The following is a 16,272-nucleotide window of genomic DNA, read 5'->3' on the forward strand; positions in this document are numbered from 1 at the left end:
ACCCCTTGTAGACGACGAGGTTGATCGGTCTGAGGTGTACGCACAGCAATGTGTTCAGCTGACAGATACGAATCGGTCGAGGGCTTATCCTACACGCATGAAATGGTTGGTTAATCAACTTTCGAAATGCAACTTTCTTTCTCTCATTTCTGATCTAATTTTGAAGGTGTTTCATCTTCTACAACTTAGTCTGGTGATGATGGCGGAGGGGATCCACTCGTTCCCATCCCGAACACGACCGTTAAGCCCTCCAGCGCCGATGGTACTTGGACCGCAGGGTCCTGGAAGAGTAGGACGTCGCCAGGCATACATAATAAAAGAAGCATTCAGTTAAAACTGGGTGCTTTTTTTATTATGTAAAGAATGATAAACATAGGTTTTGATACAAGCGTATTATATAGTATAGTAGTGAATAAGGTTAGGAAATTCTGAGTCGCTAAGATAGGATGATTTCAGAAGTTATTTTCATGATTGAACCCCTACTTAGATCAGATTTATGGAGCGGGGATAGGTTGACTCGTGACTGTGAGAAAATAAGGGTTTGTATGTGATCATTACATGATGTTATTCTGTACTGGCTTAGCGAGAAATAGCTTGTTCTACAGCTGTTTGCGAATGGAGTGGTGTACTATATTTATGCCTAATGCAAAAATTAACTCGATCAGAGTCAAAAGAAAGGCGTTTAAATGATCGTTCAGTAGAAAAGATGTAATGCTTTTCTAGATAACTAGATGTTAGCTTAGAACCGACTACTATTGGTGACCAGGTACTGGAAAGGCATTAGATGTGTTTCTAAGAATAATATTAATGGTATATTCATTCAGTTTCCGCAGGTTTGATAACGTTGGTTAAGGACTTTAGAATGTGGAAAAAAACTTATCTTACTAGCGATAGTGTAGAAGTTATTCTTGGATATGTGCATCCTGTATTTTTATATAAAGTTTCTATTTCTTGTTGACATTATCCTTAAATCACAGTACTATATTATTTGTGAGTTGTTACTGGATTTCAATCAGAGCACAACTAACGATTAAGATGAATATGATAATCTGGAGAGATGTCCGAGTTGGTCGAAGGAGCACGATTGGAAATCGTGTAGGCGGGCAAAACCTGTCTCGAGGGTTCGAATCCCTCTCTCTCCGCCAGATGGTTCGGTAGCTCAGTCGGTAGAGCAGAGGACTGAAAATCCTCGTGTCGGCGGTTCGATTCCGTCCCGAACCACCATCAAAATGTGCTGGCATAGCTCAATTGGTAGAGCACCTGACTTGTAATCAGGGGGTTGTGGGTTCAAGTCCTATTGCCAGCATCCTTTATAATATTGTAGTACAAAGGGAATAAAATGTACTTGTGTGGTGAATTAGTTTCGTCTCGATCACCATCAGAAATGCGCTGGCATAGCTCAATTGGTAGAGCACCTGACTTGTAATCAGGGGGTTGTGGGTTCAAGTCCTATTGCCAGCATTTTGTAGGGGTGTAGTTTAGTGGTAGAACAGGAGTCTCCAAAACTTCTAGTGTGGGTTCGATTCCTACCACCCCTGCCATTTTTATTTGGCGACATAGCCAAGTGGTAAGGCAGAGGTCTGCAAAACCTTTACCCCCGGTTCAAATCCGGGTGTCGCCTCCAAATAAAAAAGTTTGCTCGTGACTGTAAGTGCCACGAGCAAACTTTTTTATTGCTTATACAGATAATACTTTCTGATAGGAGGCATTTAGTTTTTTTACCTGTTCTTGAAATAACGATACCAATTGATCAATTTCTGTCACTAATTGATCCGAGTTGTCAGTGGGAAGGGGTTTACTCTTGATAATGGCCTGAATTGCTTCTGATTGATTTTGTAGGAGTTCTTCATACTTTGTTGCAATAGATAACTCCGTCTGAATACTTGTTTCAAAGTCTGTAAGGAATCGCTGAGCAGGTTGCTGGATAGAAGGATTTGTGAGTTTGTTTACTTGTTGTTTGACCTCTTTGAATCTCTCTTGCACACTTTCCACTGCTTTTTTATATTCTGCAATTTGAGATTTGGCTTGGTTTACTTTAGGGATCATATTTTGTTCTAGATCTGTTACTTTCTGATTGGATATGGTTTTTAGTTTTGCCTCTTCTACAGATGCAGCCATTTTCTGAAGCAATGTATCATTTTGATTTTCCTGTTGGATCATTTCATTCATACTTGAAACAACAGGTTGTATAGAAGGTGTACGTTTCATTGCCTCTTGGGCGGATTGACTTGTTTCGCAACTGGTTGCTGTAATAAGAATGATATTGAAAATAAGTAAAAGGGAAAGAGTTTTTTTCAATGTGATTAGTCCCTTCTATGTAATTTGTACTCAGCTTGTCATTGATTTATAACAAGCTTGACTCTGTAATGAGAGTACCTTATCTACGAGTGTATGAGCGTAAATCGAATAGATTCCTCTTTTGTAATAAAAGTAGAAAAAGATATTGCATTGTATTTTGTCATGTGGTAAGATTATTTTCGTTGACAAGTTATATGTGCCCTTAGCTCAGCTGGATAGAGTGTCTGACTACGGATCAGAAGGTCGAGGGTTCGAATCCTTCAGGGCACGCCATTTACTCTCTTAGAGTAAGGAATTGAATCATATAATGAGATGTGCCCTTAGCTCAGCTGGATAGAGTGTCTGACTACGGATCAGAAGGCCGTGGGTTCGAATCCTTCAGGGCACGCCATTTACTCTCTTAGAGTAAGGAATTGAATTATATAATGAGATGTGCCCTTAGCTCAGCTGGATAGAGTGTCTGACTACGGATCAGAAGGTCGAGGGTTCGAATCCTTCAGGGCACGCCAAATTATAGAAACCCCGTTTATACCGAGATCCCTTGGTACAAGCGGGGTTTCGCTATCTATGTAGTTAAAGGAATAGACTGTAAACCCTTTTTCATTTCCCTTTTTCTGGATAGGTGTGCTATTTAGTGTTATCTAATTCTATCTAATGTTATTAAGTGCGTGATCATTTCGTGATCAAGAGTGTGATCGAACCCGTGATCAATAGGTGATCAGTTTCGTGATCACTTAGTGGTCAATCAGAAACTCATATGGATAAAGGAGCCAAAATTAGCCCCCACTTGGCTGTGAATCGAGGCTAACTTTTGTCTGAATGTTGTCTGTTTGAGTGGCCTCAAAATAGAACCCATCTAACATGCTACTTTTTGATAATATACTATGCAAGCATATAAAACGATCATCAAGGAGAAGACATATGGATATAGAAAAGTACATATTTGAAGACTATATTATTTGCCCGATTTGCAAAGCGAAAAAGAGAGCCCTTACATGGATGCATCTAGGTATGCATGGATATGAGAGTGTACGAGAATTCAAAATCAAAAACAATATTCCCCTTGGAGTGGCTCTCCTATCGCATGAAACTCAAAGAAATAGCCGGAATCGGGCAATGAAGAATGCAGAGTGGTTTAAAGAAGAAGTGGTGCCAAAAGGGATTCAACTGGCAAAGGAGCTTAGGGCTCCCCTTCCTAAGGAATCGTTAGAACATGCCAGAAGGATGAAAAAGGGAAAATCATGGACGAGAGCGTATAAGGAACAGATGAAAGAAGAAGGATGGATTAGTTTAAGTGATGCAGTAAGTGGATTGGGGCAGAGGAATGGGTGGAAGAGTGGAGACTGTTACTCGAGAAAAATAAAGAGGAGTACCTCAAAAGACGAAGCAAAAAATCTAATTAGATTTATATATCCAAATTCTTGTTAATTATATGTAGTATATTGTAAGATTAATGGAATGTAGAAATATTATATAAAATTTATGAGACGAGAGGAGTTTGCAAAGATCATTATTTCTTTGCAGTAGTTACGTGTATGCAAAACAAAAGAATACTAAAAACCTTGTTCATCATGATGATGATTGTGCTTTTCACATTTGGATTCGTAGGACAAGGGCTTACCTATGCAGTGGACTTCAATATTGATAACACCCCAATCAACTCTGAGTTCGATACGGAAATAGCGAAAACATCCACTACTACGGAAAAAGGTTGGTTAAAATCGGCGGGAGACTGGCTAGAGGCCAAATGGGATCGATTCACCAAGTGGTGTAAGGAAATATGGGATGAGATAAACAATATATTGGATGAGCTAGGCGCGAAGATCAAAGAATTGAAAGATAGCTTATGGAAATGGGCCTTAGCCGTTGGTTCCGCGGCCACATTAGCATGGGCCATATTAAAGAAGCAGTTTCCTATACTAAAGGTAGTAGAATGGGCAGCATCCTTCCTGAAAGGTGTGTTACGAGGGCTGGCGGACATGGTCATAGGCGTCATTGACCTAGTGGTGGGAGCGGGTGAACTCATCCTATATGCGATCCTCAATCCCGGTGAGGCATGGGACAAGCTCGTGTACTGGATTACCCATCCCGGTGAAGTATGGGACAACATACGTAATGGAGTAAGCGGTGTCTGGAATGAGATCACGGAGTCCTTTGTGCGAATGGTGATCAATGGAGATGGAAATTCACGTGCAGAATGGCTAGGATATGCGGCCTCACAAGTTCTAGGGTTAAAAGGTTTAGATAAAGCAGGGAAGGTAGGCAATGGTGTTTCGAAGGCAGGTGGCCTCTCTAGTAAGTTTCCTCTAGCCAGCAAGGCATGGGGGAAACTCTCTGATTCGCTTACAGGATTGGGTGATAAGTTCAAGTCACTGGGGGCCAAATTATTTGGTAATGCCAAGAAGATACTCGCTACCACGACAGCCGGTGCGGTTACCGTAGCGGGACTCACCTTTGCATTTCCGAAGATTGAGCCGTTCATAATGAAATTGAAGGACTGTATCGCTGTACAACAGCAGGATACAGGACATTATTTTGCTTCGATGCAGTTGGCAGGGAAGCTTGATTGTCCAAGTGGGAAAGCAGAAACGGGCACTAAACAATTTTCCAAAGGCGGAACTGAGAAAGTCCCCAAAGAATTACTAGAAACCAAACCAAAAAATTCACCAGTACCTGAAAAATGGCTCAATAAAGGTGGTAGTATAAGTATAGATGAAAATAAAGTCTGGACTTATACCAATAAAGATGGTGTTTCTATAAGGTATCCTAATGGATATCCAGATTTTTCGGAACATGTACATCCAATAATAAAGTCTGTGGAGATTGATTTTGCAAATCCAGCCCACCGACCAACAGATTTCAAAGAATCCAATTTAAAGGCAGGACTAGATGTCAACTCAGACCCACCGCTACACGAACACAATGGGCTAAGAAGATCTCCTATAGGTTACACATGGCACCATCATCAAGATGGGAAAACAATGATGCTCGTGGAGGAAGATATTCATACTGAATTTAAGCATAGGGGCGGAATTTCGATAATAGAGGGAGAGAATAAAAAATAAGGGGGAATTGAGTATGGTTAAGGTAATTAGTAAGGATTCCAAACTAGGAACTTCGGATATTGAACGATTGGAAGCGGAGATCCAGATCCAACTGCCTAAAGAATATAAGAGTTTTTTGTTAAAGTTCAATGGAGGCTATACAGTTCTTCCACTCTTTCGAATTTCGGATGAACAAGGCGTAAGTGTTGTAAATAATCTATTTGGAACGGGTAGTAGTCATCGTAATCTACAAAAGGTTATTGATATACTGGAAGATCGTATGCCAGAGGGATTTATTCCGATTGGTGATGATCCTAGTGGTAATATGATATGCGTAGGAACTAAAGCTCCTTACTATGACCATATCTACTTCTGGGATCATGAAGAAGAAGCAGAAGACGAGCCTGATATGAGCAATATGTATTTCTTGGCAAATAACATCTTTGAGTTTTTGGATTCACTGTATGATGATCCATCTGTTTATGAGTAGAAGTTTATTGTAAGCAATGCGTTTAACCAGTTCTTGAATGATATTACTAATGTTTGATGAGTAAGTGAAAAATAGCCCAGATCACATGCAGTGGTCGGGGCTATTCTATGTCTAACTTCTATCTTTATGGCGTAATCTTGATGAACTGCTTAGCGTATTCAGCTCGCTTTTCTTTGTTGTAGACAAATGGATCGATGATTTTACTGATCCATGCGTTATTCTCTGTTACTTCACTTAATTTGACGCCGAAATAGTGTTCTACTTCTGTACGAGTGATTGTAACCGTGTACTTTTTTCCTTGAAATGGAACTTCGATATGTACCTTGTTGAATGAATCACTTACACGTAAATAACGCGGTGGATTAGACATCAGATTTTTTGTGATGGCATCTCCTGTACCCCAGTACTCATTGTACAGTTTTAGATCCTTTTTATCTTCTTTGTACGTGATGGTTAAGGTGTTGTTTTCGATTTTTACATTGTCTACGAATGGTCGTCCACCAATTTCAGCTTTAATTTTCTCGATGAGCTGTTTATCAGGTAACTTTTCTGCCTTTGGTATAGTAGAAGCCTCGACTTGAGCTTGAGGTGGTTTTTGTGGTTGTGGTTGTGCGGATTTCTCTGAACTACACCCAACTAATGATACTAACAGAACTGAACAGAGTACCAATCTTTTCAAAGTTTAATCCCCCTTTGAAACAATAGTACACTATTTCCGAACTTTCTTTCTATATATAGTTTGTTGTAAGTGAAAACAACCTCGACTATTGCGAGGTCATTTACCATTTCTATCTTACGCTTGAGCAGTTTGAAAGGCATTACTAAAGTTTTGGGCTGCATCTTCCTGAATGCTCTTCATGACATGGCTATATACATCTAGCGTTATGCTCGTCTTACTGTGACCCAATCTCTCGGATACCACCTTTGGATGCTCCCCTAGAGTCAGCATAATGGTGGCGTGGGTATGGCGGGTATCGTGGAAGCGGATGCGAGTTACTCCAGACTTTTCTATCGTACTCCAGAAGTGTCGTCGGAGGTTGCTAGGGCCTATAGGAGTCCCTTTTTTGGTACAAACCACTAGGTTATTTTCTTGATAAGCTTGTCCAAGCCGTTTTTTGTTTCGTTTCTGTTCCCGCTGTCGCTTTTCAAGTGCGTCCACTATGTTTTCGGTAATAGCGATCGCTCTTCGGGAGGCTTTGGACTTAGGGTCTTCGAAAATGGTTCCTTCGCTGGTACAGGACAGTCCTTGGCGGATGCGAATCATCTTATTCTCTAGGTCACAATCTTCCCACCGTAGCCCAAGTATTTCGCCCATCCTCATTCCAGTGTATATGGCGAGTAAGTAGGCAATATGGAGGGGATGCTGTTCCGTATGACTTAGAAATATCTTTGCTTCTTCAATAGACCAAGTTTTTTGTTCTTTATGAGAAATTTTCGGAGGGCTAGTGAGTTTCACAGGGTTGGAGCGGATCAGCTTCCATGCTACTGCTTGCTCGAGGGAGCTGGAGAGAATGACATGCATGTGCTTGATGTATTCTGCGGAGAGTCCTTCAGAGGACTTTTTCGCATAGAAATTCTGGATGTGCATGGGAGTGAGTTTGTCGAGTGGGATGTTACCTAGCTCAGGGATGAGTTTGTTATCAATAATGTACTTATAGGAGTCGTATGTTTTCAGTCGTACTCGTTGCTTGGCGGTGCTTTCGATCCAATCCAGTAAATAGGTCCTCAGAGTACATTTGGCTGGTTCCACAAAAGTTCCCTTCGTTACCTGATGAATGATTTGGTTACAGGCTTCCTCGGCTTCCTTTCTTGTTTTGAAACCCCGCCTAGTCGCTTGTCTCCTCTTTCCTCGTTCATCGAGTCCGATATCCACCCGGAACATCCAAGTTTGTCCTTCTCGTTTACTTTCTTTTTTGAAAGATCCTTTCATCTAAGAATCACTCCCTTCATATATTGCATGGTTATTGTAAAATTAAAATACACATATGTCAAACATAAAATACAGACAGATGCACAAAAACGACGTGAACCTAGACACATCGTTTCGTTTTAAAATGATCGTTTATCTTTATGAACAGTGCGAAAGAATGGATCTTGCATACATATGTATTTTCCATTGTATGAATAAGCTTTTGGGAATTAAGTGGGTGCTTCTTCCACAGTTGGGACAAAAGTATGTATCTTCGCTATAAGCGGCTTCTATACAGTCTGATACGGAGGGAGTGGGAAATGGTTTAAAAAACGGATAGGATAATGACGAAGATGAAAGTCCTTCCCGATTGAACGTATCAAATCCAGAAGCATCTAGCCGATTAGAACACACGGAGATCAGTTCTAAAGAGTCACTATAATGGGAGTAGATCTGCTGATCTTGCTCGATATGGGCTTTTTCATATAGATGATAGCTACGTAGTGTTTTGATTCTTTTTTTTGCTGCACGTTTTGAAAGACCAAAAAGCTTTTCAAGTGTCTTACTGTCGGGGACTCGATGAAATTGCTTCGTAATAGCATAGGGAGCAAGAACCTCTCCTGCGAAAAAATTAGCTTCTACCTCTAAAACACGTCGCTCCGTTTCGGATAGATCGGTTAACCATTTCGTATTACTATACTTTAAATGATGTAAAAACAGATGACCCAGTTCATGCATGATCGTCCAATTCATTCTTTTTTTACACGTAATCTTGTCGTTATAAGCGATCACTAAACGACCATCATAGGAGATAATCATGCCATCAAGAAGCTTTTTCGGGAGTGGATGATCAAGTTGACCATAAGGTATGAACTCAACCCCGAATTGGGGAGCTATTTCAAAAGCATTGATGGGAAAAGTGCCTAACTCCTCGTCGATCAGCAAATTCCTTGCGACTTTTTTTACATATTCAAACCTGCATTCAGTTGGTATCATGTAACTCCTCCTACTTATCGTCCGGGATAGCACCTGGAAAAGTTCGTTTCAAGATGTTGAGTAGAAACTCTTTGTCACTTTCCGTTAGGTTTTCAACCGCTCGAAAGATGACTCGTAAATCGGGATCTCTACTGAGCTTCTCTTCAATCCGTTCTGAATCAAACTCATCTGGAAGATAGCCAGCCATTTTCAAGAGGACATCATACGGATAGTGAAAAGCATTACTCAGTTTTTTCAGAGCTTCTGGAGAGGGTTTTAGTGGACTTCCCGTTGTTTGTCTAATTCCTACTTCCATGTCTCGAATATAGGAATGGCTTAATCCTGTTTCCTTCGCTACATCACGCAAGGATCGTTTCCCTCTTAATTGCCGTAAAAGCTCTCCCAATTCATTGGGCTTCATATGAATCACTCCTTCGTATTTGTTACTGAAAACTATTATACCCTTTCGTGTAAACTATAGAAACCATTTAGTTATTTCATGATGACAAAAAAATAAGGTTTATATCCAATCATAGAGGTTTTTGTATTTAATAGTTGACTATAAAGTAATTTAAGTATACTATAGATCATATCTTCATGGTAGAAAGAGGTGATGAGATTGCGGAACCGAATCAAGTATCTTCGGAGAAGTGAAGGATATGATTTGACGCAGGAACAATTCGCTAAGATACTTGGAATCTCTAGAGTACACTTGGGTTATATCGAGAGGGGTGAAGTGATTCCTTCTGGTATGATCATGCTCAAGATTGCGGATTTTTTTGATCGAGATCCACGAGACATTTTTTTTTACTCTTAATGTAAAACGAATTTACATTAATGTTAACAAAAGAGGTGGATAACTTGCAACCAGAATCCTATCCAATGATTCTAACGGTTGAACATGTAGCTGAGATACTAGAAGTATCGAAACGGAAAGCTTATGAAGTCATGGAGTATCGAGATTTTCCACTGATTCGACTAGGTCGAACGAAACGAGTGGAGCGAGAAGCATTTTTTCAGTGGGTCCAAACCGATGCGCAGATTAGACAAGAGGAAGAAGGGGTCTGGGGAAAACGAAAAAGAACCTGCTAGAAAAAGCAGGCCACAGATCAGTAGCAAAATAAATCATATATCCACGACCAGCGTACCATGTAAGGCTGGTTTCGTAAAGGAGACACACAAGATGTCCACACTTGGTAGATCGACCTTAGTCAGTACTGAGATTGATGAGTTACTCGATCAATATAAAAAACGTAAGAAACTAGTAAGCCAATATGTCGAAGAACGAGATGAACTAGTAAAGAAAGCCAATCTCTGGATGGAAGATATGTGTCTGGATCATGTAGTGGCGATGAGCACAATGGAAGAAATCCTCAAGCAGTACTATATCGACCAGTTAAGTAAAAATCCACGACTGTTCACGATCCGAAGACCACTGGGGCGATTTGGTCTATTCCATGAGGAAGACGGCGGAACCTTTCAGGTCAAGGTCTACGAAGAAGAATAAGAATGACATCTCAGAAGGGACGATTCGTGTATGTATAACAATCAACTCGTATTCATCGAAAATAACAAAGTTGTAACGGATTCGCTGATGGTGGCCGAAGTCTTTGAAAAGCGTCATGGCAATGTAATCCGTGATATTCGTGAGCTGGATTGTAGTCATGATTTTAACGAACTCAATTTTGAGTCGGTTAACTATCTAGACAAAAAAGGCGAGTTTAGAGAAAAGTATATCCTCACCAAAGACGGACTCATGTTTCTTGTCATGGGCTACCGAGGTGCAAAGGCAGCCGAGATGAAGGAACGTTATATTGAAGAGTTCAATCGCATGGAGCAGTACATTAAAAATGGCGGTTTCCGTGTTCCGAATACCCTGCAAGAAGCCCTACGTCTGGCGGCCGACCTTGAGGAAGAACGCTTGTTACTGGAAGAAAAGGTAAAGGAGCAAGAGCCGAAAGTGGAATTCCATGATAAGGTTCTTAGGCCGGGTGGACTATTGACTACTACGACTATCGCTAAGGATTACGGTACAACAGCTGTCCGATTCAACCGCCTGTTGCACGACTTGGGAATCCAATATAACCAAGGTGGCCAATGGCATTTATATAGTAAATACGCAGACAAGGGTTATACCGACTATGAGACTTATGAAGATGGTTATACCCAAATGAAGTGGACACAGAAAGGACGGAAGTTTCTCTATCAATTATTACAGGACCGAGGTTTCGTACCAGTGAGTCAAGTCGAAAAAGAAGAGGTACATACCAGAAAGGGAGAGTTCATTGCTCTTACTGCCTACTGAAAAAAAAGAACCCAAGAAAAAATTAGAGGATTATTCAATTCTCCTGTACGGTCAGCCCAAGATTGGGAAATCCACCTTCTGCAGTCAGATGGACAACCCCCTCTTCCTCGCAACCGAGCCGGGTCTGGAGGCATTGTCGGTATATGAAGCAAAAGTTCCAGACTGGACTACCTTTTTGGGATACTGCTCCCTTTTGGAGAAGGGAGATCATTCGTTCAAAACCATCGTCATCGATACTGTGGATAATGTGTGGAAAAGTTGCTCGGAGTATATCAAAGAACGACAAGGAATCCAACATGAAAGTGATCTTGCTTACGGAAAAGGCTGGCAAATGGTAAAGGACGAGTTTTTTCGGGCGATTCGAAAATTATCTCTTTTGCCATATGGTCTCGTGTTTATTAGCCATGTCGATCTTATCGAAGTGAAGACGAGAGTTTCTACTATTAATAAAGCAGTTCCATCCATCCCGAAGTCAGGCAGGGACTTGGTACTGGCTATGGTGGATCTCATCTTGTATGCGGAATCAGTAGTGACGAATGAGGGAGAGATTCGAGTACTACGAACAGGGCCATCCGAGAATTGGGAAGGCGGCGACCGGACGGAGCATGCTTTCGGTCGTAAGCTGCCACACACTCTTCCTCTCGATTTCGGGCAGTTCCAATCAGCATTTTACAATCAAACCAATCAGGAGGAATCCGTATGAGTCAAACATGGGCGGAATACCTAAAACAGTTTCAGAAGAGCTATGAAGAAGCAGAAGTAATGGATGTGTATGAGGATATCCCAGATGGTGTCTATGCAGTACGAGTAAATAGCGTTCGCATCCGAATGAGTAAAACCAATCGGCCGATGCTGGAGTGGGAATTAGCCATTATCGAAGGAAAATATGTGGGACGCAAAGAGTGGAAGTATCATTTCTTAGATCAAGAGAATCTCATTGCTTGGTTGAAACAGGACTTATTCCGATTGGACGTACCGTTACAGGATTTAAGCAAACTGGAGGAAATCCTTCCACAGTTGTTAGATCAAGAGATCCAAATCAAGATCCAGACGAAAGAAAGCAATGGAAGAAGTTATCGGAACCTTTATTTCCAGAAAGCACTGTCTAATTCCCCTCAAGCGATGCCCAAAAAGCAAGAGCAACCAACCGCACCTTGGATGACGAATCATCAAAATCAATTCCCATTTTAATGGATGAAATCAGATCGAAGAGAGGGGCGAAAGCCCTTCTTAAAAGGAGGAACGATGGATCTGTGACAAACGAAATACATCTTCGACCTTATCAACTAGAGGCCCACGACGCTTGGGAAACCTTTTGTCAAAGTGGAGGAAAACGAGGATTAATCAACTTACCCACAGGGTGTGGAAAAACGATCACGGCTCTTGCTTTGGCGCAGAAGATGATGCAAGAGAAACAAGGACGGATGCTCTGGTTAGCACACAGAGAAGAGTTAATCGAGCAACCGATTCGTTCTCTCCCTCTTCTCTGGCCAGAAGCTACACATGGCATTGTGAAAGCGAACCGAAATGAGATGGATAAACAATGTGTATTTGCGAGTGTACAGACCGTTTATCGTCGATTAGATAAGCTTCCCACATTCGATCTCATCGTAGTGGACGAAGCCCATCACGCACTTGGAAAAACCTATCTGGATACCTTGGAGGCGGTTGGTGCTTTTGAACAGAATGGACCTCCCGTTGTAGGACTGACTGCTACCGTTGAGCGTGGAGATAAGAAGGGACTCGATTCCGTTTTCGAGCAGATTATTTACCAATATCCTTTCTTACAAGCCATTCGAGATGGCTATTTGGCAGACCTACGGACACAATTCGTTAAACTGGATGCTAATTTCGATGAGATTCGTACCGTGGCAGGCGACCTTCACAAAGGAGATCTAGAAGAGGTTCTGTTGAAAGCAGATGTGGCGAAAAAGGTAGCCGATGCTTACATCCAATACGCATCAGATCGGAAAGCCATTGTTTTTACCGTGAGTGTGGATCAAGCGAAGAGAACCGCAGCGGAACTGCTCGCCAGAGGAATCCCTGCAGAATGGCTCTCTGGACAAGTACCGTCGGATGAAAGAAAGGCGATTTTGCATCGATTGAAGACAGGTGAAACGAAAGTATTGTGTAACTGTGCTGTTTTAACAGAAGGATTCGATGAGCCAACCGTTGACTGTATTGTGATGGCCCGTCCTACAAAATCGAGATCCCTTTACATTCAAATGATTGGAAGAGGTACAAGGAAAGCACCACTAAAGAATGATTGCCTAGTGTTAGATGTAACAGGAGTATCTAAACGTCACAAGCTGATTACAGCCCCCGTTTTATTTGGTATCGAAGAGAACGACAAAACAGGAACCATCACAGAAAGGCTAGATTGGCAAAGAGATCGTAATCATGAGATCTCTCGTTTGCAATCCATTTTTAAACAAAGTCAGATTGAAAATGAAGAGGTACAGCCAAACCTTCAATGGCTGGAGGCAGAACCGGGTGTGTTTGCCTTATCAGTGGGAGGTGTGGGTACAGCCGTGATGGTTCAAGAACAAGATGGCTGGATGGCCAAGATCCTGAAATCCAATCATGGAACGGAACGTTTGACCCATCATCCTGTCTGGAGAGAGCTGGCACAGGGGATTATCGAAGATTATGTCCGCAAGGCAGGTGCACTTGGACTCGTGAAACAGGACGCTTCTTGGCGCAAGAAACCAGCCAGCGAAAAACAGATGTGGGCATTGAAACGATGGGGAGTTCGTTTGAGTAGGTGGCTCACCAAAGGAGAAGCCGCAGATGAAATGACCAAGGCTATCGCAAGAAGAGGAGTGGGAGCTTGATCGACAAATCAGAAGAATATACCTTATCTCCATTGGAGGAAGCCTTCAGACTCGCATCCTTTGGATTGAAAGTGATTCCCTTACACGCCCCTGTAAATGGGGAGTGTACGTGCGGAAGAAAGCCTTGCAAAAGTGCGGGGAAACATCCGTTGTGGAATGATTGGGCCAGTCTTGCTACAGATGACATAATCGAGATACGCAATATCTGGAAAAAGCACCCGCATGCCAATGTGGGTGTTCCTATGGGGAAGGTGAATGAAATCTTTGCACTAGATATTGATGGTCCAGAAGGAATGAATACCCTTCAAGAGTGGATTGCCTCTTATGGAGAGATGCCAGCTACGTGGCAGATCGCCACAGGTGGTGGCGGAATGCAACTCTGGTATAAGATGCCTGCTGATATGGATATCCCGAATAGTGTTAAGAAAATGGGAGTCAATATCGATGTCCGAGGCACAGGGGGTCAATCCGTCGGACCGGGTAGTTTGCATGCGAGTGGCAAGCGATATCAATGGGTTCCAGGTAGAAGATCCGATGAAATGGAACTAGCGGAAGCTCCAGATTGGCTTCTCCAGAAGATTCAAATGGTAATGAAGGATCAAAGAAAAGTGGATCAGCACATGTTGAATGCTACCGATATCTCCTTCCAATTGAAATCCGATACCAGTTCGATCATGGAGAAAGCGACCGGGTTAATGGAGAAGTCTTCCGCCTTTCGGGAAGTCATCATGGGACAAAAACCCTTCCCAAGTGCATCGGAGCGAGATCTTTCGATGGCGAACATTACTGCCATTCGTGGTTGGTCGGATCAGGAGATTGTGGATCTGTTGCTTCAGTACCGTCAGTTCCACGGAGAGGATCTGAAGCATCCGACTTACTATCAAATTACCTTGACCAAAGCAAGAGAGTGGGCGAATGAGAACGGGTGGAAGGAACCAGATTCAATAGAGACCGAAGTAGATCCGATTCCACTTCCGCAGTCGCCTGTGGTGGAGCCGTTCCCCGAGGGTCTCTTTCCAGAACCTATGGCGAACTTTCTCCGTGCTGCGTCCACTTCCCTCGGGCTACCAACAGACTATGTGGGCGCTCACGCTCTGACCTTTCTTGGAACCGCCATCGGGAGCAGTCGAATGATTGAATTGAAGCCGGGATATCAGCAACAACCTAACTTGTACACCTGTATCATAGCCGATACAGGGACTGGTAAATCGCCCGCGCAAGAACAAGCCTTTTCCCCCATTCTCTCCTTTCAGAATCGGTATCATGATATTCACCAACAGAAAATGCAAGAGTACGAAGAGGCGCATCGTCAATATCAAGCGCAATTAGCGGTGTGGAAAAAGAAGTCCAAGGATGAGGAAATACCCGAGGAACCAGAAAAACCTCAAATGAAAGAACTGTATATCGTCCAAGCCACCATAGAAGCACTCATTCGTGCACTAAAGGAGAACAACCGAGGATTGGTACTGAAAGCCGACGAATTGTCGGGCTGGATCAGAGGAATGAACCAATATAAGGGAGGCAAGGGAGATGACCGAGAACAATATCTCTCCCTCTGGTCTGGAACGGATATTAAGGTAAACCGTGTGCGAGACAATGGAGAACCCATCTTTATTCCCAAACCATTCTTTGCAGTAACGGGGAACATTCCCCCAGATATCGTACCTACCCTAGAAGATGAACAAGGGAGTGAGGATGGATTCATTCACCGGATCTTGTTTTCGTATCCAGATGCACAAGATCCTGCAGAGTGGACATGGACTGGAGTATCGCCAGAAGCCGTACAAGGATATACCTCCATATTAGAACGTCTGTATAAGCTAAACCATATTGAAGTAGGTACGAAGCAGAAGGCCAAAATTCTTCCTCTAAGTAGAGAGGCCAAGAAATGGTGGGAAGAGTGGTATTCGATTCATATAACCGAGATGAAGGATGAAGATTTCCCGCACAAACTCCGTGGTCCTTGGGCCAAGATGCCAAACCAAATGGCCCGAATTGCACTCATTATCCACATGGCTCGTGTGGTGTGCGATGAGGCAGAGGACGAAGAAGTCGATGAAATCAGCATCACGCGCGCGGCACAAATGGTGAAATACTTTAAAAGCCATGCACGGAAAGTATATCTCCATCTGAAGAAAACACAGGTAGATAAGCGAATAGAGGAAGCGGTGGAGTGGATTAAAAAACGCGGCGGAACAGTAAAACGAAGAGAGATACAGAAAAACAATGTGGCAGGATGCAAGAAAGCGACAGAGGTAGATCAGCTATTTCAGGAGCTTTCCGATTATGGATATGGTCATATAGAGGAAATAAAAGGTAAAGGAAGATCTACTTACCAATTTTCACTTCATGAGACTTGTTAATGTCGGGTAATGTCGGGTGCCATCCGACATCTTACCCGACATTAAAACCCTTGG

General features: G+C 42.5%; 16 protein-coding genes, 9 tRNA genes and 2 rRNA genes. 22 read left to right on the forward strand and 5 right to left on the reverse strand.

The features are described 5' to 3' along the window. From BLU58_RS02810 to BLU58_RS02845, 8 genes are all read left to right on the forward strand, one after another. Positions 1 to 92 (forward strand): 23S ribosomal RNA (locus BLU58_RS02810); the annotation flags it as partial. Positions 93 to 189: 97 nt separating this feature from the next. Continuing rightward, positions 190 to 306 (forward strand): 5S ribosomal RNA (rrf, locus tag BLU58_RS02815). A gap of 745 nt (positions 307 to 1,051) precedes the next feature. Then, a tRNA-Ser gene (locus BLU58_RS02820) sits at positions 1,052 to 1,145 on the forward strand. Between the two features lie 3 nt (positions 1,146 to 1,148). Next, a tRNA-Phe gene (locus BLU58_RS02825) sits at positions 1,149 to 1,224 on the forward strand. A 9-nt stretch (positions 1,225 to 1,233) separates the two neighbouring features. Then, positions 1,234 to 1,306: transfer RNA gene (locus tag BLU58_RS02830), tRNA-Thr, on the forward strand. Positions 1,307 to 1,388: 82 nt separating this feature from the next. After that, positions 1,389 to 1,461 (forward strand) — tRNA-Thr (locus BLU58_RS02835). Between the two features lie 6 nt (positions 1,462 to 1,467). Beyond that, positions 1,468 to 1,541: transfer RNA gene (locus tag BLU58_RS02840), tRNA-Trp, on the forward strand. Positions 1,542 to 1,550: 9 nt separating this feature from the next. Then, a tRNA-Cys gene (locus BLU58_RS02845) sits at positions 1,551 to 1,624 on the forward strand. Positions 1,625 to 1,677: 53 nt separating this feature from the next. Here BLU58_RS02845 and BLU58_RS02850 read toward each other — a convergent pair. Then, complete coding sequence (locus BLU58_RS02850) at positions 1,678 to 2,298, reverse strand: hypothetical protein (protein ID WP_093290723.1); 621 nt, start codon at positions 2,296 to 2,298, stop codon at positions 1,678 to 1,680. A 196-nt stretch (positions 2,299 to 2,494) separates the two neighbouring features. On the opposite strand from BLU58_RS02850, the gene BLU58_RS02855 reads away from it, so the two are divergent. From BLU58_RS02855 to BLU58_RS02880, 6 genes are all read left to right on the forward strand, one after another. Next, positions 2,495 to 2,571, forward strand: a tRNA-Arg gene (locus BLU58_RS02855). Positions 2,572 to 2,612: 41 nt separating this feature from the next. Continuing rightward, positions 2,613 to 2,689 (forward strand) — tRNA-Arg (locus tag BLU58_RS02860). A gap of 41 nt (positions 2,690 to 2,730) precedes the next feature. Continuing rightward, positions 2,731 to 2,807, forward strand: a tRNA-Arg gene (locus BLU58_RS02865). A 412-nt stretch (positions 2,808 to 3,219) separates the two neighbouring features. Next, positions 3,220 to 3,726, forward strand: coding sequence for a hypothetical protein (locus BLU58_RS02870; protein WP_093290724.1), 507 nt, complete (start codon positions 3,220 to 3,222; stop codon positions 3,724 to 3,726). Positions 3,727 to 3,833: 107 nt separating this feature from the next. Next, a complete protein-coding gene (locus BLU58_RS02875; protein WP_093290725.1) occupies positions 3,834 to 5,363 on the forward strand; it encodes an HNH endonuclease in 1,530 nt (509 codons plus the stop codon). A gap of 13 nt (positions 5,364 to 5,376) precedes the next feature. Next, the gene (locus BLU58_RS02880; RefSeq protein ID WP_093290726.1) at positions 5,377 to 5,832 is read left to right on the forward strand and encodes an SMI1/KNR4 family protein; all 456 of its coding nucleotides are present in this window, start codon (positions 5,377 to 5,379) and stop codon (positions 5,830 to 5,832) included. Between the two features lie 124 nt (positions 5,833 to 5,956). Here BLU58_RS02880 and BLU58_RS02885 read toward each other — a convergent pair whose 3' ends face one another. The 4 genes from BLU58_RS02885 to BLU58_RS02900 form a co-directional block, all read right to left on the reverse strand. Then, positions 5,957 to 6,511, reverse strand: a complete 555-nt coding sequence (locus BLU58_RS02885; protein ID WP_093290727.1) for a hypothetical protein — start codon at positions 6,509 to 6,511, stop codon at positions 5,957 to 5,959. 114 nt (positions 6,512 to 6,625) lie between these two features. Further along, on the reverse strand, positions 6,626 to 7,762 hold the full coding sequence (locus tag BLU58_RS02890) for a site-specific integrase (RefSeq protein WP_093290728.1): 1,137 nt from the start codon (positions 7,760 to 7,762) through the stop codon (positions 6,626 to 6,628). 138 nt (positions 7,763 to 7,900) lie between these two features. Then, positions 7,901 to 8,737 (reverse strand): ImmA/IrrE family metallo-endopeptidase, encoded by an 837-nt coding sequence (locus BLU58_RS02895; RefSeq protein ID WP_093290729.1) that lies wholly within the window; start codon positions 8,735 to 8,737, stop codon positions 7,901 to 7,903. A 10-nt stretch (positions 8,738 to 8,747) separates the two neighbouring features. Further along, the gene (locus tag BLU58_RS02900; RefSeq protein WP_093290730.1) at positions 8,748 to 9,137 is read right to left on the reverse strand and encodes a helix-turn-helix domain-containing protein; all 390 of its coding nucleotides are present in this window, start codon (positions 9,135 to 9,137) and stop codon (positions 8,748 to 8,750) included. A 192-nt stretch (positions 9,138 to 9,329) separates the two neighbouring features. Between BLU58_RS02900 and BLU58_RS02905 the strand changes: the two genes are divergently transcribed. The 8 genes from BLU58_RS02905 to BLU58_RS02940 all read left to right on the forward strand — a co-directional run bounded on the left by BLU58_RS02905 (position 9,330) and on the right by BLU58_RS02940 (position 16,218). Further along, entirely contained in the window at positions 9,330 to 9,533 is a 204-nt protein-coding gene (locus tag BLU58_RS02905; RefSeq protein ID WP_093290731.1) for a helix-turn-helix transcriptional regulator, read from the forward strand. A gap of 44 nt (positions 9,534 to 9,577) precedes the next feature. Continuing rightward, positions 9,578 to 9,808, forward strand: a complete 231-nt coding sequence (locus BLU58_RS02910) for a helix-turn-helix domain-containing protein (RefSeq protein ID WP_255404569.1) — start codon at positions 9,578 to 9,580, stop codon at positions 9,806 to 9,808. A 91-nt stretch (positions 9,809 to 9,899) separates the two neighbouring features. Then, on the forward strand, positions 9,900 to 10,223 hold the full coding sequence (locus BLU58_RS02915; protein WP_093290733.1) for a hypothetical protein: 324 nt from the start codon (positions 9,900 to 9,902) through the stop codon (positions 10,221 to 10,223). A gap of 30 nt (positions 10,224 to 10,253) precedes the next feature. Beyond that, complete coding sequence (locus tag BLU58_RS02920) at positions 10,254 to 11,021, forward strand: phage regulatory protein/antirepressor Ant (protein WP_093290734.1); 768 nt, start codon at positions 10,254 to 10,256, stop codon at positions 11,019 to 11,021. Continuing rightward, entirely contained in the window at positions 11,002 to 11,724 is a 723-nt protein-coding gene (locus tag BLU58_RS02925) for an ATP-binding protein (RefSeq protein WP_093290735.1), read from the forward strand. Before BLU58_RS02920 ends, BLU58_RS02925 begins: the two co-directional genes overlap by 20 nt. Beyond that, complete coding sequence (locus tag BLU58_RS02930) at positions 11,721 to 12,212, forward strand: DUF669 domain-containing protein (RefSeq protein WP_093290736.1); 492 nt, start codon at positions 11,721 to 11,723, stop codon at positions 12,210 to 12,212. Before BLU58_RS02925 ends, BLU58_RS02930 begins: the two co-directional genes overlap by 4 nt. A 62-nt stretch (positions 12,213 to 12,274) precedes the next feature. Next, positions 12,275 to 13,855 carry a DEAD/DEAH box helicase gene (locus BLU58_RS02935; RefSeq protein ID WP_176786464.1) on the forward strand — a complete coding sequence of 527 codons (1,581 nt, stop codon included), beginning with the start codon at positions 12,275 to 12,277 and terminating at the stop codon, positions 13,853 to 13,855. Continuing rightward, a complete protein-coding gene (locus tag BLU58_RS02940; RefSeq protein ID WP_093290738.1) occupies positions 13,852 to 16,218 on the forward strand; it encodes a DUF3987 domain-containing protein in 2,367 nt (788 codons plus the stop codon). Before BLU58_RS02935 ends, BLU58_RS02940 begins: the two co-directional genes overlap by 4 nt. Positions 16,219 to 16,272 lie beyond the last annotated feature (54 nt).

Source organism: Thermoactinomyces sp. DSM 45892 (assembly GCF_900107305.1).
Taxonomy (GTDB): domain Bacteria; phylum Bacillota; class Bacilli; order Thermoactinomycetales; family Thermoactinomycetaceae; genus Baia.